Below are 25,319 nucleotides of genomic sequence, written 5' to 3' on the forward strand. Positions count from 1 at the left end.
TTTTGGATGCGTGTTCTCTTCGGGGGATGCGCTTTTTTAATGCCAGAAGGAGGAAAGAAAGATGGCAAAAGAATATTCTTATTATTCACATGAAAAATGCGAGTATTTTCCCTGCCACAAAAGGGCGGACAGGGATAATTTCAACTGCCTGTTCTGCTATTGTCCGCTTTATGTGCTGGGGGATCGCTGCGGAGGGAAGTTTTCGTATCTTCCCAACGGGTATAAGGACTGCAGTAAATGTCTGTACCCGCATTTACGGGAGAATTATGAAAAGATCACGGGACGTTACAGCGAAATCCTGGCGGCGATCCGGCATACAGGAGACATAGGCTGAGTTAAATATGAACCGGTTGCATTTTTCTCCAAAGAAAACTATAATACCTTCATAGGAAAGGTAAAGGAACGATAGCGATGAGAATTACGATCAGGCAGATTGCGGAAAAGGCGGGAGTATCCAGAGGAACAGTGGACCGGGTACTGAACAACAGAGGAAAAGTGCGGCCAGAGGTGGAGGAAAAGGTGCGGCAGATTGCGGATGAGCTGGGATACAGGCCGAATCTTCTGGGACGTGCGCTCGGCATGAGCAAGAATAATATAAAAATCGGAGTGATATCGCAGGCAGCGGATACTCCGTTTATAAAGGCGGCACTGAAGGGTGTTGAAGCCGCGACGCTTGAGGTGGAAAACTTCGGCGGAAGTGTGATACAGCAGAAGATAACGGGAATCAGCGCCGAAAAGACGCTGAAGGCGATGGATGATATGCTCAGGCAGGAGGTTAATGCCATCGCGATGATGCCTGTGGAAGATGAGAGGATCAGGGAGAAGATTAATCTGTTTTCCAGGGAATATAAGATACCGATCGTGACGTTTAATTCGGATATCGAGGGAACGGACAGGATTTGCTTTGTCGGTCAGAATGCAGTCATGTGCGGGAAAACGGCGGCAGCCCTGATGGGAGAGTTTTTCCGGGAAAACGGAGGCGAGATTGCAGTGATCTCAGGATTTGCGTCCAATACATCACTCAGCAACCGTGTTCGCGGCTTTCGTGATGTGATGAGAAAACAGTTTCCGAAGATTCAGCTGCTGGACACCGTTTACTGTGAAGAAAATGATGAGAGGGCGGAAGAGCTGATGGAGGGGATTCTGCGGAGGCATCCTGATCTGGGCGGGGTTTACATGACGTGCTATGGCGAGGTGGGCGTCTGCCAGTGTCTGAAGAAAGCGCACAGAGAGCAGGATATTGTCATGGTTGCCAGCGATCTGATGGGAAAAAATTATGAACTGCTGAATAAGGGCTTCATCAACCTGCTGATCGGACAGGAAGCGGAAGGGCAGGGGTATGAGCCGGTCATGATTCTCTACCGGCTGCTCTTCAACGGCGAGCCTCCAAAGCAGGAATACCATTACACGGACATCGTGATCAAGACAAAGTATAATATTTAAGAATGCTCAGAGGAATATACTGTAAAAATGCACAAAAAAATAATTAAAATTTAGAGGCAATTTACTATTGTGTGCCCGAACACATTATGCTATAATGTTCTCAACAAATAGATGTGCCCGAACACATGCACTATTTTTCTTAGAAAGGATATGTAAAGATGAAAATTGGATTTAATGAAGCAACTGCACTGAAATGTGAAGGACAGTCTCTGATGGCAGACCTGGAGATGTGTGAGAAATACGGATTTGACTATTTTGAAATCCGCTATGACTGCATCGCAAAATACATTCAGGAAGGCCACACACTGGAAGAACTGGGAGAATGGTTTAAAAACCATAACATCAAACCATGGGCTTACAATACACTGGAATTCTTTAATCAGCTGGATCCATTCCAGACTCTGGCCATGGACTGGCACCTTGACTGGATCAAGGAAGTGTGTGAAGCAATCGGGATGAAGATGCTGATCGCCGTTCCGTCTTTCAACGTGGGACTTGACAAAAGCGTAAGCGATATCAAGAAAGAAGCAGCAGCAAGACTGCGTTACATAGCTGAAAAAATGGGTCCGGACATCCGCGTATCTCTGGAGTTCTGCGGCGTGCCGACATGTTCTGTGAATCAGTTCCAGACAGCATACGATGTGGTTGAGGAAGTGGGACTTCCTAACGTAGGTGTTACACTGGATACCTTCCATTTCCATGAGATGGGATCCAGCCTGGAAGCGCTGAAAAAAGCTGACCCGAAGAAGATCTTCGTATACCACTTAAATGACTGTGAAGACCTGCCGATCGGATCCTGCGGCGATGACAAACGTCTGTGGCCGGGTGAAGGTGTTGTGGATCACGCAGGAATTGCAGCAGCTTTAAATGAAATCGGATTTGACGGCGTATGTACAATCGAAGAATTCCGTCCGGAGTACTACGCAATGAATCATGAGGAGAACATTAAGAAAGCGGCTGAAGTGACAAAGGAATTTGTTGCAAAATACTTCGCATAACAGCCGGAGCATAGCGCTGATCACAGATTGCGTCTCAGAGAATTGTATAGAGTTTTTATAGAGGGATGGGGCTGTCGGGAAATAAGCAGTCCTAAACAGGGGAAGGTATGACTCAGCTGAGTAATACCTTCCCCTGAAACCTTTTGCCTTAAAAGAAAAAAAGATGGCTAACGACATCCATCTTTCCTCCCGTTCCATGTTATAATGGAACTATGCACAAACAAGATTATTATAACGAATTTTTTGAGATTGGGCAACAGAAAATTAACTTCAGTTTCTTCGAATTGAGTTTACCCGATGATGATCCAGTCTATACCCTGAAAAAAGTAATGGAGGAATTAGATTTTTCGGGCCTTCTGGCCCGTTATTCAGATAAGGGAAGAACCGGGTTTAATCCAATTATGCTGTATTCTGTTGTTACTTATGCAAACATGCGTGGGGTCAGGGCGGTTGACCGAATCGTAGAACTGTGCCAGAGGGATCTTGCCTTTATCGGCTGGTCAAAGCACAGAAGCCTCAGAGAGATGTTTTTTATGACTTTAAAGGAAAAAACTGACGGGCGAAGTCCTGGATGAATTGAATTACCAGTTTATGCGCCGCTTGGAAAAGAAAGGCCTTATCACGTTGAAAGAACTTTATATTGATCGGACAAAGATCGAAGCAAATGCTAACCGATATACGTTCGTCTGGCGGGGAAGCATCAACTATCATCTTGCCGGCCTGCTGGACACGATAGATGCTCTTTATGCCAGGTACAATGCCTTCCTGCTTGAGAATGGATATGGGGCGAAATACGGCATCGGAGACGCCCGGATGTTTGTGGTCGAGGGAGTGGAAAAGGTCAGGAAAGTGATCGAGGAAAACAGGCGCCGGAAACTGACAAAGCATAAAAAACTTCCGAACAATACCATTCTTGAGATTGATAACTGTTCCCCGCTTGAGGTCCTGAAATTGCAGAAGAACCTGAAGCGGGCCGCAGAAGGAGAAGGTGTTGCATTCGTTTATGGAAAAGGGAAGCATAAGCCGGAGATCCAGAAGCTATACGAAGAACTGGAAGCATGCGGCAAACGCCTTATGAAATACAAGGATTGCTTTGAGAACATGGGGACAGACCGGAACAGCTATTCTAAAACGGACCTGGAAGCAACGTTCATGCGGATGAAAGAGGACCATATGCTGAACGGGCAGCTAAAACCGGCATACAATGTCCAGATCGCAGTAGAGAATTATTTTATCGTCCATAGTTATGTGAGCAATGACCGGACTACAATACACTGGTCCCTGTCCTGGAAAAACATCAGAGCGCCTTTGGGGATTCACTGGGAGCAGTGACTGCTGACAGTGGCTACTGCAGTGAGAAGAACCTGCTGTATCTAAAAGAGAAGGGGATCAAAAGCTATATCAAACTCCAGGACCATGAAAAGTGGAAGACCCGTGCGTATAAAGAAGACATCGGAAAGTATTACAACATGACCTACACAGTTTTTGAAGATGAGCACTATTACATCTGCCATGACGGGAGGGAACTGCGGCATATTCGGACGGAAAGCAAAGAACAGGAAGGCTACACGCAGACCGTCGAAGTATATGGCTGTGCGGACTGCAGCGGATGTGCGCATAAACCGGATTGTCTTTATAGATACAATGCTGAAAAAAACCCAGACCGGAATAAGGTCATGAAGATCAATGAGAGGTGGGAAGACCTGCGGGAAGAGTCCAACACAAACATCCAAAGCGAAGAAGGGATACGGAAGCGGCAGACACGTTCCATCAAAACATATAGATGTAACAAAAGAGGAGTTTGTGTGAAGGTTTTGTATGTGGTGAAATAAAAATAGAGGATAGAGTAAGGAAAGGCCGCAGGAATGCGACCTTTTTCTTTGGGTTATTTTATTGTGTTATGAATGGAAATCGGGTAAAATAGAATACAGAAAGCAGGTGAAAATGATATGTTGTTGAGAGAGCACTTAGAAGAATATACGAAAGAACAATTATTAGACCAGGCAAGAAGTTTTGAACTGAGAAAATGCTCCGGACTTCGGAAAGCTGCATTAATTGAACGGATTATTGAATGCTTTTGTACAGAGTAGATGCTTAGAAGCAGGTTAGTCTGTTTGACAAAGGAGCAAATGAACCTGTTTCGAAAAGCCTGCGAAGCACCACAAGACATTTCCATAAATGAAGTAGTGGACAGTATGCAACTATGTAGGTACTGGTTAGGTTCTTTTGAGGAAGATACCGATAGATTTTGTGTTTTTGAAGAAATTAAAGAAATCTTTCGAGAGATTGATGATGAGAAGTTTCGAGCAGAACAGTATAAAAAAGGTTGGATGATGAAATGCGTGCATTTCTTCATGGAATATTATGGAGTTGCTCCGGTAGAGGTTATATATGAACTGTATAAATTGCAGGTGAAGGATACGATAGAGGACATGATTGATATGTTGTGGGAGATGCCGATAGATATTGTAGAGTCCTGTATTTTTCCTCTGGATAAGTTAGGGCTGACAAATTGGCCAAAGGACGATCCGATTTATTCACCTAGAGGGATATTGATCCATTTGCCAATATTTGAAGAGGAAGGAGAGCTTGAGCGTTTATTAAGAGAACAAGGAGATAAAGAATTCTACATTCCTTCCGTGCAGCATATAGAAGAAATCTGTATGAATGGGTATGAGACTAGTTCATTAGCCTATAAAAAGTTGGAAGCCTTTTTTAGAAAAAAATTGAATATGTCATATGAACATGCTGTTACCTGGTGTTTTCAGGTATGGGCAAATAGTTATGAGGGGGAATCTCCAGGGGACGTAATCTCGAAAATGTCAGAAACAGGTACCGTATTTCAGAGCGAGAAACAAATGGATGATTTCATAGGATTGCTGATGGAAGCCCATAACAATACACGAATGAAGGAAAATAGAGGGCATAAGCCAAATGAATTGGTGAGAAAAGAATTTTCCGGTGGTATGCCTACCATTGTGCCGGGAAGTTCTCATGTAGCGGAAATGCTAAGAGATGCGATGCCTCAATTAAATGAAATGGGATTTTCGGTTGATTTGGATGAAAATGCAGATGTTGCGACTACATTAATCTATCCGAAGGGCAGAAAAGATAAACCGGTAAGAGTTGAAAAAAAGATTTATCCCAATGATCCGTGTCCATGTGGTTCCGGTAAGAAATACAAGAAATGTTGTGGGCGAAAATAAAAAGTATGAGGTATTTTGAATGGTGAATAGATTTTCAGAAAAGGATTGGAAGTTATTCCGTAAAAAGCTTCTGGAGTGGCAGGAAGCCTATATGGATAAATTGAATAAAGAATACATAGAACCTTTAAGTGCGGAAGGAAATGCATCGGATAAATTTTGGCATTGGAGAAACGAATCCGTCAGGATAAGAAAGCTTGCGGTGTACAGTGTGAAATGAGTAGATCCGATCAATTTTATAATATGCTGTCATTGTTAAACGAAGGGGCAATTACGTTAAATGACCTTGAGGAATTTAGTGATGACCTCAAGGAGACGATGGCACAGTTTTACAAACAGAAGTAGCTTACAAGAAATTCTTGTTAGTTCGTTTATATGAATGCCAAGAGGGGATATATAGGGAAAGTAGAAGAATTATAAAAATAATGAGGGGGCTATCGGGAAATGACGGATTTTAGCCCCTCGGATACAAAATAGCAGCACCCCGGTGAAAATCATGCCTTCAGGCATCTGTTTTTTTCACCGGGGTGCTGTTCTGTATTTTTGTTCGTTCTTCATATCCTGTTTTAAAGCGCACAAAAGAAAGGTCCTGTGGTTTCTGAAGCATTCTTCTGCTACGCCAAGCCCTGCTCCGCTTTCCCCTCGTATTTCTCGATCTCCCCCTCAAGGAACCGGTGATATTTATTTATGTTCCGGCCGAATGCATACAGCATGAACTCCCTGCAGACCTTTTCTTCCGAGCGGTAATTGAACCTCCGGAACCCGTCGTTCTCCTTGATGTCTCCGAAATGTCCTTCTGTCTGTATCGAACGGATCTGTCGGTTCAGGATTCCCTTTTCACTCTGTATGTTCGCGTGTGAATCTGCCTGCAGCTCCACCCACGTTTCATTTATCTTCATGACCTTGTTTTTGTCTTTATCCCGTTTTCCATCATATCTGTACAGGCACCGGGCTTTGTGTTCACAGCCTCCGCAGTCCTCACATCCATAGATTTCCGTCTGCCGTATATAACCTTCCTGCCGGCTCTGCTCCGTCCGGATATGGTCCAGACGTCTTCCGTCGTGGCACCGGTAGTAATGCGTGTCGTCCTCCACCATATACATCATGTTGTAATACTTCCCGATATCCTCTTTGTAGGCACGCGTCTTCCTTTTTTCATGTGTCTGCAGTTTTATATAGCTCCTGATCCCATGCCTCCGGAGATACAGCAGGTTCCTTTCACTGCAGTAGCCACTGTCTGCCGTGGCTTCCTCCGGGTATTTACAAAAGGCCGCCTTATGTTTTTCCAGTACCGGTACCAAGGTATTGTAATCGGTCCGGTCACTGCTTATGTAAGTGTGTATGATGAAATAATTCTCCACTGCGATCTGTACGTTATATGCTGGCTTGAGCTGTCCGTTCATCATGTGGTCATCCTTCATGCGCATGAAGGTGGCTTCCACATCCGTCTTTGAATAGCTGTTCCGGTCACTGCCCATGGTCTCGTAGTTGTTTTTATATGTTAGGAGCCGTTCCCCGCAGGCTTCCAATTCCTCATGCAGCTGTTGGATTTCGGATTTATGCTTTCCTTTCCCGCTCTGGAAGGTAATTCCTTCTGCCCGGGCAGCCTCTGTCAGGGCTGTCTGCATCTGCAGCAGCTCCAGCGGCGAACACCGGTCAATTTCAATCACTGTGTTGTTTGGCAGTTTGCTGTGTTTTGTCAACTTCCGCTTCCGGTTCTCTTCTATTACTTTTCTGACTCGCTCCATTCCTTCGACCACAAACATATGGGCTTCTGGTATCTTATACTTCTTCCCGTAACCGCTGTCTGAAAGAAAGCGGTTGAACCGATTATAAAGCGCATCGATGGTATCCAGAAGCCTGGCCAGATGGTAGTTGATGCTTCCGCGCCAGACAAATGTATAGCGGTTTGCATTCGCTTTGATCTTCGTGCCGTCGATGAACAGTGCTTCGAGTGTGATCAGGCCTTCCTTCTGTAAGCGGCGGATAAACTGATAGTGCAGATCCTCCAGGACCTGTCCGGTCAGCCTGTCCTTGATGAAGTCATAAAAAACATCACGCCCTGGTTTCCCTCCCTTTGTCAGCCAGATGAAAGCCAGATCTCTCTGGCATAACTCAACAATCCGGTCAACTGCCCGCACACCGCGCATGTTGGCATAGATAAGTACGGCAAATATCATGATAGGGTTATAGCCTCTTCTCCCTTTTGTCGAATACTGAGCCAGCAGGCTCTCGTAATTTAATTCCTCCAGGACTTTTTTTAGGGTATGGACGGGATCGCCCGACGGTAAACCTAACTGATACAGGCTGAACTGAATTTTCTGTTGCCCTAAGTCGAAAAATTCGTTATAATATAATCTCATGGTAGTTACATTATAACATGTAACGGAGGGGAGATGGTTATCGTTAGCCGTCTCTTTTCTCTTTTTAAAATTTACAGGGGCACATAACTCGCATGAGTTATGTGCCCCTGTTTCCGGAACTATCTATTTCCCGATTGCCCCTTTACTTTGTTTTTAAATAATATTCCGATAAGTGTAGAATATTATTCCGATAGCGTTGCCATTATTCCGTTCATAAGATATAATATGACTCAAAGAGAAGGGAATTGATATTTGAAGAGGTGTCAAATTATGTATATTAGTGTAAAAGAAGCGGCGGAAAAATGGAATTTATCCGACCGGCGAGTTCGTATGTTATGTTCCGAAGGGAAAATTCCGGGCGTAATTCGAGACGGACGCAGCTGGAAAATTCCGGAAACTGCAAAGAAACCGGAGGACGGACGTTACAAGACGGCAGAAAGTCTATTGACGATTATAGATAATAAGAAAAGAGAATTAGATTCCAAAAGGCCGCTGACACAAGGGGAAATAGAACGGCTTACAGAGGAATTTGTTGTTGAGTATACATATAACTCCAATGCGATTGAAGGAAATACCCTGACTTTGAGAGAAACGGATATGGTTTTACGGGGACTGACGATTGATAAGAAACCTTTAAAAGATCATATGGAAGCGGTTGGACACAAAGAAGCATTTGACTTTGTGAGAGATTTGGTAAAGGATAATGTTCCGATTTCCGAGAGCATTATTAAACAAATCCACTATTTGGTGCTGGCGGATAAAAAGGAAGATAGAGGTGTATACCGTAGAGTTCCGGTGAGAATCATGGGGGCGAAGCATGAGCCGGTGCAGCCTTATATGATACAACCACAGATGGAAAAATTATTGGAACAATATCATAAGAGTACGGAGCATATTATTCCGAAACTGGCGAGATTCCACATTGAATTTGAGGGTATACATCCTTTCATCGACGGAAACGGCCGCACGGGACGTTTGCTCGTGAATTTGGAATTGATGAAAGCAGGGTATCCGCTGATTGATATTAAATTTACGGATCGGATTGCGTATTATAATGCCTTTGATGAATATCATGGGAAGCATAATCTAGGGGCGATGGAGAAGTTGTTTGCAGGATATTTGAAGGAACGATTGGATGGGTATCTTGCAATGTTGCAGGAATAGTTGGTTTTAAGGAGCGAGTAAGATATGAGTGATAAAAAAGGTGTAATATACATTTTGACAAACCCTTCTTTTCCGGATTATGTGAAAATAGGATATGCAGACGATATAGAGAAACGGTTGAAACAATTAAATCGAAGTGAATGCATTCCGTTTGCATTTAGGGTATATGCAACATATGAAGTGAATTCCAGACTATCGGATCTGAAATTGCATTCGATTATCGATAAGTTAAATCCAGACTTGCGCTCAATAGATGATTTTAATGGGCAGAAGCGGGTTCGGGAATTTTATGCTATGAAACCGGAAGAGGCATATGCAATATTAGAAGCGATGGCGGAAATTCATGATTGTAAAGAAAAATTGAGTTTGATTATGCCGAATGCAACAGAGGCTGAAGAGGAAAAAATAGCACAGGAAATAGATACCGAAAGCCATGAAAAAGCAGAGAATTTTTCTTTTGAAAAATGCCAGATTGGAGTGGGGGAGCAAATAGAATACTATGATGATCCGAACATAAAATGTACGGTTGTTAGTGATAGAAAAGTAGAATATCAGGGACAAGAGATGTCGTTAACAGCTGCTGCAAAATTGATATCAGGAAAGAAATATTCTATTGCAGGACCAAGGTTTTTTAAATATAAAGGCGAATGGCTGAATGATATCCGTTTACGGATGGGATTTTAATTTTTTTTACAATAGATGTTCCGATAATTTTTTATTATCAGAACATAAGAGAAATGGAAGGAGGATGCGATGAATGGCTTCCAATTTTAAATTTTTGGAATCGGATTTTCCGATTCTTGCCAATTTTGGTGGTTTGGCAGAACAGTATTGTTATACCGATCCGAATTCATGTTTGATGAAATTAGGTATGATTGGAGAAACAATCGTTAATCTTATGTTTACATATGATAAGATTCCTCTGCCTTATGACAATTCAGCAGTGAATCGAATCAATGTTTTATCCTCGGAGGGTCTTCTGACAAAAGATTTGATTGATATTTTACATGCGCTTCGTAAAGTGAGAAATAAGGCGGTTCATGAGAATTATGCAAAAGAGTCAGATTGCCCAATCTTTTTACAGATGGCACATAGTTTATCGGAATGGTTTATGCAGACCTATGGTGATTGGAATTATCAGCATCAGGATTTTGTTATGCCTGTAAAAGATGAAGAGAAGAACAAGAAAATTGTTGTTTTGGATAAAGCGAAGGAAGAAGAACAGGAAGAGGCGCTTACCAAAGCGGCCATTGCTTGCGCAGAGCAGGCTGAAAAGGTAGATAAGAAGGAACGGCAGAAACAAGCGGGCAAAATGGCGAGTCAGCGCCAGAAATCAGAAGCTGAAACTCGGTATATGATTGACGAGCAGTTACGTCAGGTTGGTTGGGAAGCGAATACACAGGAAATTCGATATTCAAAAGGTACTAGACCAACGAAAGGACGTAATATGGCGATTGCTGAATGGCCAACAGATTCTACGGTAAGCAAGAAAGGATATGCGGATTATGCGTTGTTCGTAGGAACAAAATTTGTTGGTATTATTGAAGCAAAAGCAGAGCATAAAGATATTCCGTCTGTAATTGACTATCAGGGAAAAGATTATCCGAGAAATATCCGTGAAGGAGATGCGGCGTATCAATTAGGGACTTGGGGAGAATATAAAGTTCCATTTACCTTTGCAACAAACGGGCGCCCATACCTTGAACAGTTTAAAACAAAATCCGGCATTTGGTTTTTGGATTTGAGAGAGCCTTCTAATGCGCCGAAGGCTTTACATGGATGGATTAGTCCGGATGGTATCATGGAGCAATTGGAAAAGGATATTCAGGGCGGAAATACTGCATTACAGTCTATGTCATATGACTTGTTGACGGATAAGGATGGTTTGAATCTGCGAGAATATCAGGTAAAAGCAATTAAGGCAGCGGAGCAAGCGGTAATTGCGGGGCAAAGAGAAATTCTGCTAGCTATGGCAACCGGAACGGGAAAAACACGTACAGTGCTGGGTATGATTTATCGTTTCCTAAAAACGAATCGTTTTAAACGGATCTTGTTCCTTGTGGATAGAACTTCCTTAGGAGAACAGGCTTCGGATGTATTTAAAGAGGTAAAACTTGAGGAATTGATGACCTTAGACGAAATTTATAACATTAAGGGATTAGATGAGAAGACGGTTGATAAGGAAACTCGTATCCAAGTTGCGACTGTTCAAAGTATGGTAAAACGCATTCTTTATAACGAAGGAGACGTTATGCCGGCTGTAACAGACTTTGATTTGATCATTATAGACGAGGCGCACCGTGGCTACATCCTTGACAAAGAAATGGGTGATACAGAAGTGCTGTATCGAGATCAGAGAGAATATCAAAGTAAATATCGAAGTGTCGTTGAATATTTTGATGCAGTAAAAATTGCACTGACTGCAACTCCAGCATTACAAACTACAGAGATATTTGGAAAACCGGTATTTCAATATACGTACCGCGAAGCCGTAATAGAAGGATACCTTGTAGACCATGATGCGCCACATCATTTGGAAACAAAACTTAGCACAGGAGGCATTCATTATAAATCTGGTGATACAGTAACACTCTACGATCCCGTCACCCAAGAAATTACAAATAGTGAATTGTTAGAGGATGAGCTTGATTTTGATATCGAAAATTTCAATAGGCAGGTCATTACGGAGAACTTTAATAGAACTGTATTGGCTGAGATTGCAAGAGATATAGATCCTGAAAATCCAGAAGAGCAGGGGAAGTCACTTATATATGCAGTAGATGATTCGCATGCAGACATGATTGTTTCAATTCTGAAAGAGATTTATTCGGAGACAGGTGTTGATAACGATGCAATCAAAAAAATAACGGGGAGCGTTGGAGGAGGAAATCCGAAAAAAGTAGCAGAAGCAATTAAACTCTTTAAAAATGAGCGTTTTCCAAGTATTGCAGTTACAGTTGATTTGCTTACAACAGGTATCGATGTACCGGAAATTACTACGTTAGTGTTTATGCGAAGAGTAAAATCTCGTATTCTTTTCGAGCAGATGCTGGGGCGAGCAACCAGACTATGTCCGAAGATTCATAAAACACACTTTGAGATTTATGATCCGGTGGGAGTTTATGATTCTTTGGAACCAGTAAACACTATGAAGCCGGTTGTAGTGAATCCGACAACAAGCTTTACACAGCTTTTGGACGGTTTGGAAGCAGTTGACACAGAAGAAGTGGTGCAAGCTCAAGTTAATCAGATTATTGCAAAATTACAACGTAAAAAACGACAGATGGATGAGCGAACGATGGAACAGTTCATTAGCATGACAGGAGGTATGGATCCAACACAATTTATTGTTGAGATCGAAAAGCAAAAACCTGCCGAGGCTAAAAATCGTTTGCTTGCATATCGGAAAATGTTTGAATATATCCAAGAGACAAAGGCAAATGGAGATAGAGCAATTGTTATTTCTGAGGAAGAAGATGTGTTAACCGGACACACGAGAGGATATGGAAGCGCTGATAAGCCGGAAGATTATCTGGACGCATTTTCGAAATATGTAAATACACATATGAATGAAATTGCGGCACTAAATATTGTTTGCACAAGGCCAAAAGATTTGACAAGAGAAACATTAAAGTCGCTGCGCCTAACTCTCGATAGAGAAGGATTTACGACACAACAGTTGAATACCGCAATATCAGAGTTGACCAATGAAGAAATCGCTGCTGATATTATCAGTCTTATTCGTAGATATGCTATTGGTTCTGCATTGATTAGTCATGAGGCAAGAATTCGCAGAGCAGTAGACAAATTGAAAAAGGCACATGATTTTTCAAAACAGGAGATGAGCTGGATTGGTCGTATGGAGAAATATCTGATGGAGGAATCTGTGCTCAATGTTCAGGTGTTTGATGAAGACAGTCGATTTAAGAGCAATGGTGGATTTGCAAAAATAAACAAAGTTTTCCAAAACAAATTGGAAAGTATCATACTAGAATTAAATGAATATCTTTACGATGACGGAGGTAGAGTTGCATAATGACAACACAAGAAATAGTTTCAAAGCTTTGGAATCTCTGTAATGTACTCAGAGATGATGGGATTACATATCATCAGTATGTAACCGAATTGACATATATTTTATTTCTGAAAATGGCAAAGGAAACAGGGGCCGAGGTACAGATTCCGGAAGCTTATCGGTGGGACAAGCTTACATCTAAAAGCGGTATAGAATTAAAAAAATTCTATAAAGAATTACTCGCTCATTTGGGGGAAGAATGTACCGGGCGTGTAAGTGAAATTTATCAGGGGGCGGCAACAAATATTGATGAGCCGAAGAATCTTGAAAAAATTATTACGACTATCGACGGATTAGACTGGTTCTCTGCCAGAGAGGAAGGGCTTGGAAATCTTTATGAAGGACTCTTGGAGAAGAATGCGAATGAGAAAAAATCTGGTGCAGGTCAATATTTTACACCGCGTGTATTGATTGATGTTATGACAAAACTTATAAAACCTCAGCCGGGAGAGAGGTGTAATGATCCGGCTTGCGGTACATTTGGGTTTATGATTTCGGCAAGCCAGTATGTTCGTTCAAAGACGGATGATTTCTTTGATTTGGATGCAGATACAGCTAAATTTGAAAGAGAAGAAGCTTTTACCGGTTGTGAATTAGTGCATGATACCCATCGATTGGCATTGATGAATGCAATGTTGCATGATATCGAAGGAAAAATTCTCCTTGGAGATACGTTATCCAGTGCGGGTATGAACATGAAAGATTATGATGTTGTACTAACGAATCCACCGTTTGGAACAAAAAAAGGTGGTGAACGTGCAACACGTGATGACTTCACATTTCCTACAAGTAACAAACAGCTGAATTTCCTTCAGCATATTTACCGTAGCTTAAAAACAAATGGTAAAGCACGTGCGGCAGTGGTTCTTCCGGATAATGTTCTCTTTGCAGATGGTGATGGAGAACGAATTCGCCTTGACTTAATGGATAAATGTAATTTACATACGATTCTTCGTTTGCCGACAGGCATCTTCTATGCTCAGGGAGTTAAAACCAATGTGTTATTCTTTACTCGTGGAAAATCGGACAAGCATAATACAAAAGAAGTTTGGATTTATGATTTGAGAAATGATATGCCTTCCTTCGGTAAGACGAATCCATTAAAGGCAGAGCATTTTGATGATTTTGTGGAATGTTATGCAGATGGTGATTTGAGCAAGCGTAAAGAAACGTATAGCGAAGAAAATCCAAACGGAAGATGGCGCAAGTTTACGATTGAAGACATTTTGGCTCGTGATAAGACAAGCTTGGATATTACGTGGATGAAAGCAAAATCAGACGTTGATGATTATACATTAGCAGATTTGCTGGATATGATTAAAGAAAAATCGAATAGTATCGCAAAAGCAGTTGCGGAACTGGAACATTTAATAGGAGAGGTGGAAGAATAATGGACACCAAGGCATTAAGGCAAAAAATTCTGGATCTTGCTATTCGCGGAAAACTTGTGCCACAGGATCCGAACGATGAACCGGCATCAGTTTTGCTTGAAAGAATCCGTGAGCAAAAGCAGCAGATGGTTAAGGAAGGAAAGCTAAAAAAGAAAGATATTAAGAATGATTCAGTTATCTTCGTTGGTGAGGATAATTTGCATTATGAGAAGTTTACCGATGGCAGCGTAAAATGTATCGAGGAGGAGATACCATTTGAAGTGCCAGAGGGATGGGCGTGGAGTAGATTTGGTAGTGTTGTTACTCTAATGAGTGGAACAACGTACCCTGCTGAAAAAGAACTTATATCTGGAAGTCGTTTGTATGTAAAAGTAGGGGATATGAATCTTCCAGGAAACGAATATGAAATCAGCACATCCTCACGCTATCTTAATGAATATAATATTTCACATTTGGTTCCAGTTAACAGTGTCATTTTTCCAAAACGAGGCGGTGCAATAGCAACTAACAAAAAGAAACTTGTACTGCGAGATGAAATATTAATTGATTTGAATACGATGGCATTTACACCAATCTCACCAATAAACCTGATGTATTGTTACTGCTGGTTTCTCGCTATTGATTTGGGTAAAATCAATAGCGGATCAAGTGTACCTCAAATTAATAATAAAGATATTGAACCTCTTCTGTTCCCCGTTCCTCCTACTTTCGAGCAAGAACGAATTGTACAGGCTATAGTTCCTCTATTAGATGTGGAACAAAAGATCAGTGCCGCTGGAGTTGAAATCACTCAAATAATCAGTCGTGCAAAAGCTAAAATCCTGGACCTCGCTATTCGTGGTCAGCTTGTGCCACAAAATCCGGATGATGAGTCTGTTTCTGTTTTGCTGGAGCGTATCCGTGCAGAAAAAGAAGAACTCATCAAACAGGGGAAAATCAAGCGTGATAAGAAGGAATCCATCATTTTCAAAGGTGAGGATAACTCTTATTATGAGAAGATCGGTTGCAAGACTGTGAATATCGATGATGAGATACCTTTTGATTTGCCTGATAGTTGGTTGTGGTGCAGAGGCTATTCGTGTTTTGAAGGCATGGAAAGCAAGAAACCACAAGGGAAATTTTTCGATTATATAGACATTGATGCCATTAATAATCGGCTTCACGAAATTAAGGAAGTCAAGCACCTTGCAGTGTCTGATGCGCCGAGCCGAGCCAACAGAGCGGTAAAGAACGGAAGCGTTTTGTTTTCTTTGGTTAGACCCTACCTTGAAAATATTGTGTTGATTGAAGAAAAACATAGCCATTGCATAGCTTCTACCGGCTTTTATGTCTGCAATTCAAACGGAGTGTTTTTGCCTGAATTTATGTTCTATTTGATGATTTCCGGTTATGTGGTAGGCGGTCTGAACCGGTACATGAAAGGCGATAACTCTCCATCCATAAGCAAAGATAATATAGAAGGCTGGTTATACCCTGTGCCGCCGGTCGAGGAGCAGAAAATGATATGCACTAATTTGCAAGCAGTATTTACATTGATTGAGAGTGTAGAAAAGAGCCTTAGCTGAGGCTCTTTTCTATTGAAGCAATGAGGGAAAATGCTACGGAAACAGCAGTTTTAATCCGTTTCTGTTCAGAATATGGCGGCATGGGTACAAGCATTTCTTTCAGTGTAGGCGGTTTTAATTCCTTTTGATTTGTTGTACCTTCGCCTTCCTTTTCAAGCTTGCTCTGATTTGCTTTCATAAAAATGTATAAATAGAAGCTTTGAATACTGTGAAAGCCACGTATAACCGTTACATGAGAATCAGGAACTATCGGAAGCCCAATATGGTTATTTGAAGTTTGATAAAAACCTACACGCCCCAATGTACCTGTTCCCGTGGAGTTAACCACTACATCCCCCTCCTGCATATATTCGTCTGTCGGATATCTGCCCAGCGTATTCTCATCCAGATATAACGCCAAACCAATATCAATGCCATTATACTTTGTATTGCATTTCTGTGCAAAAACAAGAGTTCCACTTTCATTAATATACTTGGGGGATTTCCCTCGACGAATTTCTTTGCTGCAACACTTCTCCAAGCGTACCCATTCCCATGTATACGGAATTTCAAAGGGGATTTCTTCATCGATACAACGTACTTCACTACCTATCTTCTCATAATAAGAGTTATCCTCACCTTTGAAGATGATGGATTCCTTCTTATCACGTTTGATTTTGCCCTGTTTGATGAGCTCTTCTTTTTCGGCACGGATACGCTCCAACAGAACAGAAGCAGGCTCATCATCCGGATTCTGTGGTACAAGCTGTCCAAGTATAGGAAATCAGTATTCCGGAGGTGATATATGCGGCAGAGCCGCCCTCCAAGAGAAGAGTAGCTCCGGGAGGGGGAACGCCGATTAATGGGTTACAATTATTCGCTTAATGCCGGATCCAGTCCATATACTTCTCTCATGGAGCGGTAGTTAGAAGGATCAGTCGGAACGATGTTAATCTTATAGGCATCGTGTTTGATGCGATCAAGAATGGCTTCGGCAAGAGGGCTGTCATCGCCGCCGAGCTGGTCGTACCATCCGCTTGGGTCGTACTGTGAGCAGAAGATCGTAGAGGATCGGTATTAACCGACACCCCCATTTCTGTGCGAAGATTTACTTTCTAACGGATAGCTTCGAAAAAGTAGTGGTTGAACAGTTCAAGTTCATCATACATGATGCCGTGTGCACTGTCCGGCAGTGTGATCAGCACGGAACCGGGGATGTTTTCGTGTTGGATCCGGGCAAGGTCACTGGAGACTACGGTGTCTTTTGCTCCGTGTATGATCCAGGTGGGGACTTGAACAAAGCGGAGATCTTCACGGCCGTCTTCGTCGCGCAGCGCAATTGCTGACTGGACGGTGCCGATTCCGGAGGCACTCAGTGAGATATCCTGGAACCAGTTTTTTACGGGATCAGAATGATCCGAGGCGAACAGCTGATTGTGACTGAAATCATAGGCCAGCTGAGGCCGGTCGGTCATTGCCTGTTCGATCAACTGGTTAACATAAGAACGAGTCAATCCATAGGGGAAACCGGGACGCCTGGTCCAGCTCGGTGCTGCAGCCGCCAGCAGAATCAGTTTTCTGACCCCATATCCCCGAAACAGGCGCATGTACCGGAGGACGATGGCTCCGCCCATGGAAAAGCCGGTCAGGATAAAATGACGAAGTCCGAGGGCATTTACGACATGGTAGATATCGCGCGCCATTTGATCGTAGCAGTAGCCGCAGACCGGCGTATCAGAATTTCCAAATCCGCGAAGATCCAGTGTGACAACGCGGTACCCCATATAAACCAGCCGCTCTGTCTGATATTCATAAATCTTATGGGAAAGCGGCCAGCCGTGTATCAGAAGAATCGTTTTGGAACAGCGTGGATTATAGTCATAAACTGCAATGCGTGTTCCGTCATTTGATAAAACGCTGCGCCGGAATGGTGGTGCCTGAGTTCGCATATCGTTTCCTCACTTTTCTGATATTTTGCGCAGGCAGTGTTTCCAAGTGCGGTTTGATACCTTCCTGCATGTTATCATATGCAGGAGCGATCTTAAATGACAGGAAATCATGTGCATGCAGGTGCAGTTAGATGCGGCGCTGTGATTTCAACGTCAGGGAATCCGCTGGCAATGTCCAAAAGCTCCTTTATAAAGGCATTCGTGTGGTCATCTGTCTGATGACCATCCTCCATGACCGCGTAGCACATTCTGGATTCCGGCATATCTTCGATCGGAAATGTTTTGAAACAATTCTTCTCCATCAATGCGTGGGCGATCGTGGAAGGCACGATTGCCCATGCGTTTTTTAAATGCAGAAAGTGTGCGAAAAGTGACATGTTGTCAAGCGATACCTTTACCCGTGCATTGGAGCCGAACCAGTAATCATGCCACATGAGAAATGCATTGCTCCAGGGTATATAGATCTCATTTTCTGCGTCAAGATCCGATGGAGACAGTGATTCATCGTAGGCAGCTGAGTCTGAACAGATAAAAGTCATGCGTTCCTTAAACAGCGGAATCGTCTGCACTCTGCGGAAAAAGTGCGGATTTGCGATGAATGCGAGATCTACTTCATGGTTTTCAACCGCGCGGTAGGCGGCATTGGAGCGCAGAGTCACAACATCGAGACTGCAGGAGGCATGTCTGTTCAGGAAGTTTGCGCATACCTGGGGCATAAAACAGACATTGAGACTGTCCACATTAGAGAGACGGAATGTTGTGACCGGGTCCAGGCTGCTGATGTTCTGTGTCTCCTGCCACAGCTGCATCCATTTTCTGGCGACAGGGATAAAACGTCTTCCGGATTCTGTCAGCAGTGTGCTGCGGACTCCCTTGCGCCGGATGATGAGCGTTGTACCGAGCTCTTCCTCCAGACGGGACAGACGATGGCTCAGTGCGGGCTGTGAGGTGTAGAGCTGTTCCGCCGCTTTGGAGAGTGATTCGCAGGATGTGATTGTCAAGAAAGTCTGGATATCCTGATAGTTCATATCGATCCTCCTGTAATATAAAAGTTATTTATATTATATGGATAAAATACCGAATTTACAATATTTAGTTTCGTGATTATAATAAACAGAGATCATATGAAAGGGAGACAGGAACAGGGATATGAAACAGAAACTGGATACATGGGTACAGTTTACGATGACGTTCATCGGGGGATTTGTGGGAATCTATGCGCTTATGAACCACTGTGATCTTTTCGGGTCAGCACAGACTGCCAACATGATCGGAATTGTCACGGGTGTGATTGGACGTGATGTTTATGAAGTGCTGCTGCGGGTGCTCGGCCTGCTCGTCTACATGGCGGGACTGGTCTGTGCAGCTGCTGTCAGACATACGAAGATCAATATCAGATGGTTTAGCCTGGGAGTGGACGCGGTATGTGTTTTCGGTGTCGGGTTTTTCCCTGACAGCGTCAATCATTTCGTGGCATTGTATCCGCTGTTCTTTATGACTGCGGTTCAATGGAACGCATTTCAGGGGGCAGAAGGGTATCAGAGCTCCTGCATTTTTTCTACCAACAATCTGCGTCAGTTTACAGAATCCATAGTAGAATATCTGTTTGACAAAGACCGGTCACATCTGGGAAAGACGAGATTTTACGGCACAGTGCTGCTCGCCTTTCATGCAGGAGCCGCGGCGGGATATCTGGCAGGTGTCAGTCTGGGTGTCAGAGCATCCTGGATTTGTCTCTTACCTGTCCTGACGGCAGCTGTGCTGGTGTCAAAGAGTGCTCTGCCTGAGAGAGAATGCTGTCCGGCCCCATTAAAAACAGACGATATCCGTTCTCTTTCAGCCAGTTCTGCCGGTTTTTGTAATCCGGTAAAATGGACTCGATAATTGCATAAAATTTCGCCGAATGATTCATTTCCCTGAGATGGGCAAGTTCATGGACCACAACGTAATCTACGATCTCATCCGGTGCCAGCAAAAGGCGCCAGTTGAAATTGAGATTGCGTCTGGAGCTGCAGCTTCCCCATCTTGTTTTCTGCTCTCTGACTGTGATGCGGTTGTAAGTGACACTCATGAGGCGGCTGTAATATAATGCTTTTCTGCTGAAAACCTGGTGCGCTTTCATATAAATCATATCTTTTTGCCTTCCATTTTCTAATCGGTGATCATTCCTCATTACAGTTTCCTCCGGATATTCTGAAAATATCTTTCATTATAATCGGTCTCCCTTGATTTGCAAACCCCTATGTCTGTATAAAGATTGACAGAGGGGGTATAATTTTATATAGTATAAATGCAAATGATTAGCATGTGCATTTTGTCGAAAGGAATTCTTATGTGTGGAAAAAATCATAAAGATACAGAACAGCTGATATGGTCCAATGGTTTTCGTAAGACAAAGCAGCGGGAAGAGGTATGCCGGCTCCTGATGGAAGCGGATATGCCGCTGAGTGCGGTACAGATATATAAGAAGATGAAGGGGTACTCACAGGAGGAGGGACACGCACTCTCCACTGTATACAGGATTATGGCGGCTATGGAGGAACGCAGCCTTGTGACGAAGACATTTCTGATAGGCGGAGACGTTGCCTATTACCAGTGGAATCACGGGGAGCACGAGCATTATGCTATCTGCCTGAACTGTCACAGGCGTATCCCGATATCCAAGTGTCCGTTTGAACAGAATCTGATCCGGCTGGATGAGGATGGATTCCGTATTACAGGACATAAGATAGAAATCTTCGGTTATTGTAAAACGTGCAGTGAGGAGAGAGGAAGTCTTAATGAATAAGGTAAAAATGTCCGTACTGACGATGGTCAGTCTCATGCTGTGTCTGACAGGATGTCAAAACAGTGCGGATGAGATCAGACAGGCAAAGCAGGAGGGGGAGCTCACCGTTGTGACGAGTTTCTATCCGATGTATGATTTTGCCGTTAAGGTGGGAGGAGAGAAGGTCAGAGTGGTTAATCTGGTTCCGGCAGGAACAGAGCCGCACGACTGGGAGCCTGCTCCCGCTGATATCGCCAGCCTTGAACAGGCGGAAGTATTTGTCTATAACGGTGCGGGAATGGAACACTGGGTGGAGGACGTTATGAAAGCCCTTGAAAATGAATCACTTATTCAGGTGGAGGCGTCAGACGGAATCACGCTTTTGGAGAGTGATCATTCACATTCGGACGGGGAAGAAGACATGTGTGATCCGCATGTGTGGCTGGACCCCATGAATGCCAGAGCCGAGATGAGTAATATTCTGGATGCGTTTGTGGAAGCCGATCCGGAACATGCAGATTACTATAAAAAACGTTTTGATACGTACGCTGCAGGGTTTGAGAAACTGGACAGGGAATTCACAGAAGGGTTGTCTCAGATGACAGACCGGAATGTCATTGTGGCGCATGAGGCATTCGGCTATCTCTGCAGTGCCTACAGCCTGAATCAGATCGGAATCGAAGGCCTCTCACCCGATTCGGAGCCGGATCCGGCGAGGATGGAGGAGATCGTACGGTTTGCGAAGGAAAACCACGTGCGTACGGTGTTTTTTGAAGAACTGGTAAGTCCCAAAGTGGCAGAGACGATTGCCCGTGAGATAGGGGCCGATACACAGGTATTGAATCCTCTGGAGGGGCTCAGTGAAGAGCAGCTGGAGGCGGGAGAAGATTATATGTCCGTCATGAGAGATAATCTCGAAGTGCTGCAGAATGCATTAAAATAGGAAAGAAGGTACGATATGAATGTGATTGATATCCGTGACCTCTCATTTGCTTACGGGGATGAGAAGGTGCTGCGTGAGGTTTCCCTTCAGGTCGCACAGGGGGAATACGCGGTGCTGCTGGGTGAGAACGGGACGGGAAAGAGTACATTTTTGAAACTTCTGCTGGGAGAACTGAAACCTCAGCAGGGAACGATCTGTCTGTTTGGCGGTGATACGAGAAAGGTGTTTCATGCGGATAAGATCGGATACGTTCCGCAGAACAGTATTTCCCTGAACCCCTTTTTCCCGGCAACCGTGGAGGAAATCGTACTCACCAATCTGTATTCTCAGATCGGATGGTTCCGGCTGCCCGGGAAAAAGCAGAGACAGCAGGCGGCAACGGCGCTGCGCTGGGCAGGCATGGAGGAATACAGAAAAAGCAGGATCGGAGAATTGTCCGGAGGGCAGCAGCAGCGAGTCATGCTGGCGAGGGCACTGGTGGGAAATCCGGAACTTCTGGTGCTGGATGAACCGACCACCGGTGTCGATACCGCTTCTGTGAAAGAATTGTATCAAACGCTTGAGAGATTAAACCGGGAGGAGGGCGTGACCATTCTGATGGTGACGCATGCCTCCGTGAAGGAGTGCGCCGGCATCAGCCGGATTTATCATATGGAGGAAGGACAGGTGGTGGAACGATGAGTATGCTGGAGTATGGATTTATGCAGCGGGCGTTTATCGTAGGCATTCTTCTCGCTGTCATTACCCCCTGTATCGGAATCACGATCGTATTAAAGCGGATGTCCATGATCGGTGATGCGCTGTCACATTCATCACTTGCCGGCGTCGCAGCAGGGCTTCTGCTCGGCATTAATCCGGTGCTTGGGGCGGGCGTACTGTGTATCATCGCAGCGCTGAGTATAGAGGCGATCCGGAAAAAGCTGCCGCGCTATTCGGAGATGGCGATCGCCATTGTCATGTCCGCAGGTATCGGCCTGGCAGGCGTGCTGTCGGGGTTTGTGAAAAACACTGCTAATTTCAACAGTTTCCTGTTCGGGAGCATCGTGTCTATAAGCACAGGGGAGATGGCGATGGTCTGTCTGGTCAGCGTTGTCGTGCTGGCCGCTGTACTGCTTTTGTACAAGGAATTGTTTTACATTGGATTTGATGAAAATGCAGCGAGGATCTCCGGGGTTCCTGTTAAGACCGTGAACTTTATCTTCACTGTCCTGACGGCCCTGACGATCTCCATTGCGTCCAGAACGGTTGGGACGCTGATCGTCTCCTCGATGCTGGTAGTGCCTGTGGCCTGCGGGATGCAGGTGGGGAGAAGTTACCGGTCAGTACTGCTGTGGGCCATTGGTTTTGCACTGCTTTCTACAGTTGCCGGCCTGACGCTGTCATATTATACGGGGCTGAAACCGGGTGGAACGATCGTACTGATCGGGGTTGTATGTTTTGTGGCCGCTGTGCTTTTGAAGAGAATTCGCCGCTGAGAATGGGTTTCCATTTTCAGCGTTTTTCTGGTAAGCAGGAGTGGAAAAAGATACGGGCTGGGAATTAAAAATGGATTATGGTAAAATGGTATATGCATAAAAAATGGTCCCTTATTCCGGAGGTATAATAAATGATAGGCATACAATAAGGGAAAGAAACGTTGAGTCTTTTATTGACAGACAACTAAATTAATTTGATGAATAATAAGGTTCTTAAACCATCTGCCGGAATCGGGGAAGGAGTTTACATAATGATTAAGACGCTTGGAGCACAAATCAAAGAATTTAAAAAGGCATCGATTCTGACGCCTGTATTTATGATTCTGGAAGTTTTCATGGAGACGGTGATTCCGCTTTTGATGGCTTCTATTATTGACGACGGTGTAAATGCGGGGAATATCCGTCATATTTACGTGACAGGTGGATATATGGTTCTTGCGGCAGCGGGAGGACTGATCGCCGGAGTGCTGGGCGGCAGGTACGGGGCACAGGCATCCGCAGGCTTTGCACGCAATCTGCGGGATGCCATGTTTACAAATATACAGTCGTTTTCCTTTGCCAATATCGATAAATTCAGTACAGCAGGACTGGTGACAAGGATGACCACCGACGTTACAAATATGCAGAATTCGTATCAGATGATCCTGCGTATGTGCACGCGTGCGCCGGCGAGCCTGATCTGCGCCATGGTGATGGCGTTTACGATCAATGTAAAGCTGGCGAGTATCTATCTCGGGGCAGTCATTCTGCTGGGCGTCTGTCTGTTTTTCATCATGAACAGTGCGTCCAGATACTATCAGCAGGCATTTCCGAAATATGATGATATGAACGCATCTGTACAGGAAAACGTATCCGCCATTCGTGTGGTGAAGGCGTATGTCAGGGAGGAAGAGGAGACTGTTAAGTTTAAAAGGGCGAGCAGGCACATCTATGATCTGTTTATGAAGGCAGAGAACAGGCTGATGGTGACGCCTCCGCTGATGCAGTTTACCGTGTACGGGTGCATTCTGCTGATCAGCTGGATCGGGGCGAAGATGATCGTGGGGACGACGCTCACGACAGGAGAGCTCATGAGTCTTCTCGCCTACTGCATGAATATTCTGATGAGCCTGATGATGCTGTCTATGGTATTTGTGATGATATCCATGAGCCTTGCCAGTGCGAGACGTATCGCAGAGGTATTAAATGAAAAAAGCAGTCTGGTTAATCCCGATACACCTGACTATGTAGTGCCGGACGGCAGTATTGAATTCAGAAATGTGGATTTTTCCTACCGCGAGGGCAGTGAGGAGGCGGTACTGAAGAATATCAGTCTGTCCATTACGTCGGGAGAGACGATCGGCATCATCGGAGGGACGGGCAGCGCCAAGACAAGTCTGGTCAACCTGATCAGCCGCCTCTACGACGTGACTTCAGGGCAGGTACTCGTGGGCGGGAAAGATGTGAGAACTTATGATGTGGAGACGCTTCGCAACGAGGTAGCGGTGGTGCTGCAGAAAAACGTTCTGTTTGCCGGAACAATCTTAGACAATCTGCGATGGGGAGACAAGAATGCGGATGAGGAGATGTGCAGGAGAGCCTGTATCCTCGCCTGTGCAGATGAATTTATCCAGAAGATGCCGAAGAAATACGAGACGTACATCGAACAGGGAGGTACGAATGTATCCGGCGGCCAGAAACAGAGACTTTGTATTGCCAGGGCGCTGTTGAAAAAACCCAGGGTACTGATACTGGATGACAGCACCAGTGCGGTGGATACCGCGACGGATGCCAGGATACGCCGGGCGTTCGCGGAGGAGATTCCGGATACGACAAAACTGATCATTGCCCAGCGGATTGCAAGTGTCGAGAAGGCGGACCGCATCATTGTGATGGACGATGGAAAGATCAGCGGGTACGGAACACATGAAGAACTGCTTCGGTCCAATGAGATCTACCGTGAGGTGTATGAGTCTCAGACAGGAGGGGGCGGTGATTTTGACGAAAGTGCAGGTGAGTTGTAAT

Annotated in this window: 23 protein-coding genes and 1 pseudogene; 19 read left to right on the forward strand and 5 right to left on the reverse strand. The window is 44.4% G+C overall.

The annotated features are described in order from the left end of the window. Positions 1-61: 61 nt before the first annotated feature. The 8 genes from NQ502_RS11395 (at position 62) to NQ502_RS19420 (ending at position 5,864) form a co-directional block, all read left to right on the forward strand. Complete coding sequence (locus NQ502_RS11395) at positions 62-334, forward strand: cysteine-rich small domain-containing protein (RefSeq protein WP_044983213.1); 273 nt, start codon at positions 62-64, stop codon at positions 332-334. A gap of 77 nt (positions 335-411) precedes the next feature. Next, positions 412-1,443 carry a LacI family DNA-binding transcriptional regulator gene (locus NQ502_RS11400; RefSeq protein ID WP_028528493.1) on the forward strand — a complete coding sequence of 344 codons (1,032 nt, stop codon included), beginning with the start codon at positions 412-414 and terminating at the stop codon, positions 1,441-1,443. A 158-nt stretch (positions 1,444-1,601) separates the two neighbouring features. After that, entirely contained in the window at positions 1,602-2,441 is an 840-nt protein-coding gene (locus tag NQ502_RS11405; RefSeq protein ID WP_028528494.1) for a sugar phosphate isomerase/epimerase family protein, read from the forward strand. A 212-nt stretch (positions 2,442-2,653) separates the two neighbouring features. Next, on the forward strand, positions 2,654-3,016 hold the full coding sequence (locus NQ502_RS19505; protein WP_341349406.1) for a transposase: 363 nt from the start codon (positions 2,654-2,656) through the stop codon (positions 3,014-3,016). A 49-nt stretch (positions 3,017-3,065) separates the two neighbouring features. Next, positions 3,066-3,773, forward strand: coding sequence for a hypothetical protein (locus NQ502_RS19510; RefSeq protein ID WP_341349407.1), 708 nt, complete (start codon positions 3,066-3,068; stop codon positions 3,771-3,773). Then, on the forward strand, positions 3,770-4,273 hold the full coding sequence (locus NQ502_RS19515) for a transposase (RefSeq protein ID WP_341349408.1): 504 nt from the start codon (positions 3,770-3,772) through the stop codon (positions 4,271-4,273). Before NQ502_RS19510 ends, NQ502_RS19515 begins: the two co-directional genes overlap by 4 nt. Positions 4,274-4,555: 282 nt before the next feature. Beyond that, a complete protein-coding gene (locus tag NQ502_RS11415) occupies positions 4,556-5,647 on the forward strand; it encodes an SEC-C metal-binding domain-containing protein (RefSeq protein ID WP_028528495.1) in 1,092 nt (363 codons plus the stop codon). 19 nt (positions 5,648-5,666) lie between these two features. Further along, on the forward strand, positions 5,667-5,864 hold the full coding sequence (locus NQ502_RS19420; RefSeq protein ID WP_327240938.1) for a hypothetical protein: 198 nt from the start codon (positions 5,667-5,669) through the stop codon (positions 5,862-5,864). Positions 5,865-6,258: 394 nt separating this feature from the next. Here the strand turns inward: NQ502_RS19420 and NQ502_RS11425 are convergent, their stop codons facing one another. Beyond that, positions 6,259-8,007 carry an IS1182 family transposase gene (locus tag NQ502_RS11425; RefSeq protein WP_260046437.1) on the reverse strand — a complete coding sequence of 583 codons (1,749 nt, stop codon included), beginning with the start codon at positions 8,005-8,007 and terminating at the stop codon, positions 6,259-6,261. A gap of 270 nt (positions 8,008-8,277) precedes the next feature. Between NQ502_RS11425 and NQ502_RS11430 the strand changes: the two genes are divergently transcribed. From NQ502_RS11430 to NQ502_RS11450, 5 genes are all read left to right on the forward strand, one after another. After that, positions 8,278-9,171, forward strand: coding sequence for a Fic family protein (locus NQ502_RS11430; protein ID WP_028528593.1), 894 nt, complete (start codon positions 8,278-8,280; stop codon positions 9,169-9,171). Between the two features lie 24 nt (positions 9,172-9,195). Further along, a complete protein-coding gene (locus tag NQ502_RS11435; RefSeq protein WP_028528592.1) occupies positions 9,196-9,855 on the forward strand; it encodes a GIY-YIG nuclease family protein in 660 nt (219 codons plus the stop codon). A gap of 73 nt (positions 9,856-9,928) precedes the next feature. Then, positions 9,929-13,207: a type I restriction-modification system endonuclease gene (hsdR, locus tag NQ502_RS11440; protein WP_028528591.1), complete on the forward strand. Its 3,279-nt coding sequence runs from the start codon at positions 9,929-9,931 to the stop codon at positions 13,205-13,207. Further along, a complete protein-coding gene (locus NQ502_RS11445) occupies positions 13,207-14,637 on the forward strand; it encodes a class I SAM-dependent DNA methyltransferase (protein WP_028528590.1) in 1,431 nt (476 codons plus the stop codon). Before hsdR ends, NQ502_RS11445 begins: the two co-directional genes overlap by 1 nt. After that, a complete protein-coding gene (locus tag NQ502_RS11450) occupies positions 14,637-16,202 on the forward strand; it encodes a restriction endonuclease subunit S (protein ID WP_083963279.1) in 1,566 nt (521 codons plus the stop codon). Before NQ502_RS11445 ends, NQ502_RS11450 begins: the two co-directional genes overlap by 1 nt. On the opposite strand, the gene NQ502_RS11455 is transcribed toward NQ502_RS11450, so the two are convergent. From NQ502_RS11455 to NQ502_RS11470, 3 genes are all read right to left on the reverse strand, one after another. Further along, positions 16,195-16,905 (reverse strand): restriction endonuclease subunit S, encoded by a 711-nt coding sequence (locus NQ502_RS11455; protein WP_049898122.1) that lies wholly within the window; start codon positions 16,903-16,905, stop codon positions 16,195-16,197. The two genes, NQ502_RS11450 and NQ502_RS11455, sit on opposite strands and share 8 nt — an antisense overlap. 391 nt (positions 16,906-17,296) lie before the next feature. Continuing rightward, the gene (locus NQ502_RS11465) at positions 17,297-18,130 is read right to left on the reverse strand and encodes an alpha/beta fold hydrolase (protein ID WP_044983233.1); all 834 of its coding nucleotides are present in this window, start codon (positions 18,128-18,130) and stop codon (positions 17,297-17,299) included. A 107-nt stretch (positions 18,131-18,237) separates the two neighbouring features. Next, complete coding sequence (locus tag NQ502_RS11470) at positions 18,238-19,158, reverse strand: LysR family transcriptional regulator (RefSeq protein WP_044983232.1); 921 nt, start codon at positions 19,156-19,158, stop codon at positions 18,238-18,240. A 121-nt stretch (positions 19,159-19,279) separates the two neighbouring features. Here NQ502_RS11470 and NQ502_RS11475 point away from each other — a divergent pair, with 121 nt between their 5' ends. Then, positions 19,280-20,014: a DUF1275 family protein gene (locus NQ502_RS11475; protein ID WP_049898121.1), complete on the forward strand. Its 735-nt coding sequence runs from the start codon at positions 19,280-19,282 to the stop codon at positions 20,012-20,014. A 4-nt stretch (positions 20,015-20,018) separates the two neighbouring features. Here NQ502_RS11475 and NQ502_RS11480 read toward each other — a convergent pair. Beyond that, positions 20,019-20,303 (reverse strand): annotated as a pseudogene (locus NQ502_RS11480) (M48 metallopeptidase family protein); the annotation flags it as partial. A gap of 159 nt (positions 20,304-20,462) precedes the next feature. On the opposite strand from NQ502_RS11480, the gene NQ502_RS11485 reads away from it, so the two are divergent. The 5 genes from NQ502_RS11485 to NQ502_RS11505 all read left to right on the forward strand — a co-directional run bounded on the left by NQ502_RS11485 (position 20,463) and on the right by NQ502_RS11505 (position 25,318). Continuing rightward, positions 20,463-20,918, forward strand: a complete 456-nt coding sequence (locus NQ502_RS11485; protein ID WP_044983231.1) for a Fur family transcriptional regulator — start codon at positions 20,463-20,465, stop codon at positions 20,916-20,918. Continuing rightward, a complete protein-coding gene (locus NQ502_RS11490; protein WP_028528586.1) occupies positions 20,911-21,840 on the forward strand; it encodes a metal ABC transporter substrate-binding protein in 930 nt (309 codons plus the stop codon). Before NQ502_RS11485 ends, NQ502_RS11490 begins: the two co-directional genes overlap by 8 nt. Positions 21,841-21,855: 15 nt before the next feature. Continuing rightward, the gene (locus NQ502_RS11495; RefSeq protein WP_028528585.1) at positions 21,856-22,521 is read left to right on the forward strand and encodes a metal ABC transporter ATP-binding protein; all 666 of its coding nucleotides are present in this window, start codon (positions 21,856-21,858) and stop codon (positions 22,519-22,521) included. Then, entirely contained in the window at positions 22,518-23,315 is a 798-nt protein-coding gene (locus NQ502_RS11500) for a metal ABC transporter permease (protein ID WP_028528584.1), read from the forward strand. Before NQ502_RS11495 ends, NQ502_RS11500 begins: the two co-directional genes overlap by 4 nt. A 251-nt stretch (positions 23,316-23,566) precedes the next feature. Beyond that, positions 23,567-25,318 (forward strand): ABC transporter ATP-binding protein, encoded by a 1,752-nt coding sequence (locus NQ502_RS11505; RefSeq protein ID WP_028528583.1) that lies wholly within the window; start codon positions 23,567-23,569, stop codon positions 25,316-25,318. The last annotated feature ends 1 nt before the right edge of the window (position 25,319 follow it).

The organism is Ruminococcus gauvreauii, assembly GCF_025151995.1.
Taxonomy (GTDB): domain Bacteria; phylum Bacillota; class Clostridia; order Lachnospirales; family Lachnospiraceae; genus Ruminococcus_G; species Ruminococcus_G gauvreauii.

What these genes read in the sequence shown, in the direction of transcription:
- NQ502_RS11445 (WP_028528590.1), top strand. Translation starts at nt 13,207, where the DNA reads ATGACAACACAAGAAATAGTTTCAAAGCTTTGGAATCTCTGTAATGTA.
- NQ502_RS11505 (WP_028528583.1), top strand. Translation starts at nt 23,567, where the DNA reads ATGATTAAGACGCTTGGAGCACAAATCAAAGAATTTAAAAAGGCATCG.
- NQ502_RS11450 (WP_083963279.1), top strand. Translation starts at nt 14,637, where the DNA reads ATGGACACCAAGGCATTAAGGCAAAAAATTCTGGATCTTGCTATTCGC.
- NQ502_RS11495 (WP_028528585.1), top strand. Translation starts at nt 21,856, where the DNA reads ATGAATGTGATTGATATCCGTGACCTCTCATTTGCTTACGGGGATGAG.
- NQ502_RS11490 (WP_028528586.1), top strand. Translation starts at nt 20,911, where the DNA reads ATGAATAAGGTAAAAATGTCCGTACTGACGATGGTCAGTCTCATGCTG.
- hsdR (WP_028528591.1), top strand. Translation starts at nt 9,929, where the DNA reads ATGGCTTCCAATTTTAAATTTTTGGAATCGGATTTTCCGATTCTTGCC.
- NQ502_RS11485 (WP_044983231.1), top strand. Translation starts at nt 20,463, where the DNA reads ATGTGTGGAAAAAATCATAAAGATACAGAACAGCTGATATGGTCCAAT.
- NQ502_RS11465 (WP_044983233.1), bottom strand. Translation starts at nt 18,130, where the DNA reads ATGCGAACTCAGGCACCACCATTCCGGCGCAGCGTTTTATCAAATGAC.
- NQ502_RS11475 (WP_049898121.1), top strand. Translation starts at nt 19,280, where the DNA reads ATGAAACAGAAACTGGATACATGGGTACAGTTTACGATGACGTTCATC.
- NQ502_RS11405 (WP_028528494.1), top strand. Translation starts at nt 1,602, where the DNA reads ATGAAAATTGGATTTAATGAAGCAACTGCACTGAAATGTGAAGGACAG.
- NQ502_RS19420 (WP_327240938.1), top strand. Translation starts at nt 5,667, where the DNA reads ATGGTGAATAGATTTTCAGAAAAGGATTGGAAGTTATTCCGTAAAAAG.
- NQ502_RS11400 (WP_028528493.1), top strand. Translation starts at nt 412, where the DNA reads ATGAGAATTACGATCAGGCAGATTGCGGAAAAGGCGGGAGTATCCAGA.
- NQ502_RS11470 (WP_044983232.1), bottom strand. Translation starts at nt 19,158, where the DNA reads ATGAACTATCAGGATATCCAGACTTTCTTGACAATCACATCCTGCGAA.
- NQ502_RS11435 (WP_028528592.1), top strand. Translation starts at nt 9,196, where the DNA reads ATGAGTGATAAAAAAGGTGTAATATACATTTTGACAAACCCTTCTTTT.
- NQ502_RS11425 (WP_260046437.1), bottom strand. Translation starts at nt 8,007, where the DNA reads ATGAGATTATATTATAACGAATTTTTCGACTTAGGGCAACAGAAAATT.
- NQ502_RS19505 (WP_341349406.1), top strand. Translation starts at nt 2,654, where the DNA reads ATGCACAAACAAGATTATTATAACGAATTTTTTGAGATTGGGCAACAG.
- NQ502_RS11500 (WP_028528584.1), top strand. Translation starts at nt 22,518, where the DNA reads ATGAGTATGCTGGAGTATGGATTTATGCAGCGGGCGTTTATCGTAGGC.
- NQ502_RS11395 (WP_044983213.1), top strand. Translation starts at nt 62, where the DNA reads ATGGCAAAAGAATATTCTTATTATTCACATGAAAAATGCGAGTATTTT.
- NQ502_RS11430 (WP_028528593.1), top strand. Translation starts at nt 8,278, where the DNA reads ATGTATATTAGTGTAAAAGAAGCGGCGGAAAAATGGAATTTATCCGAC.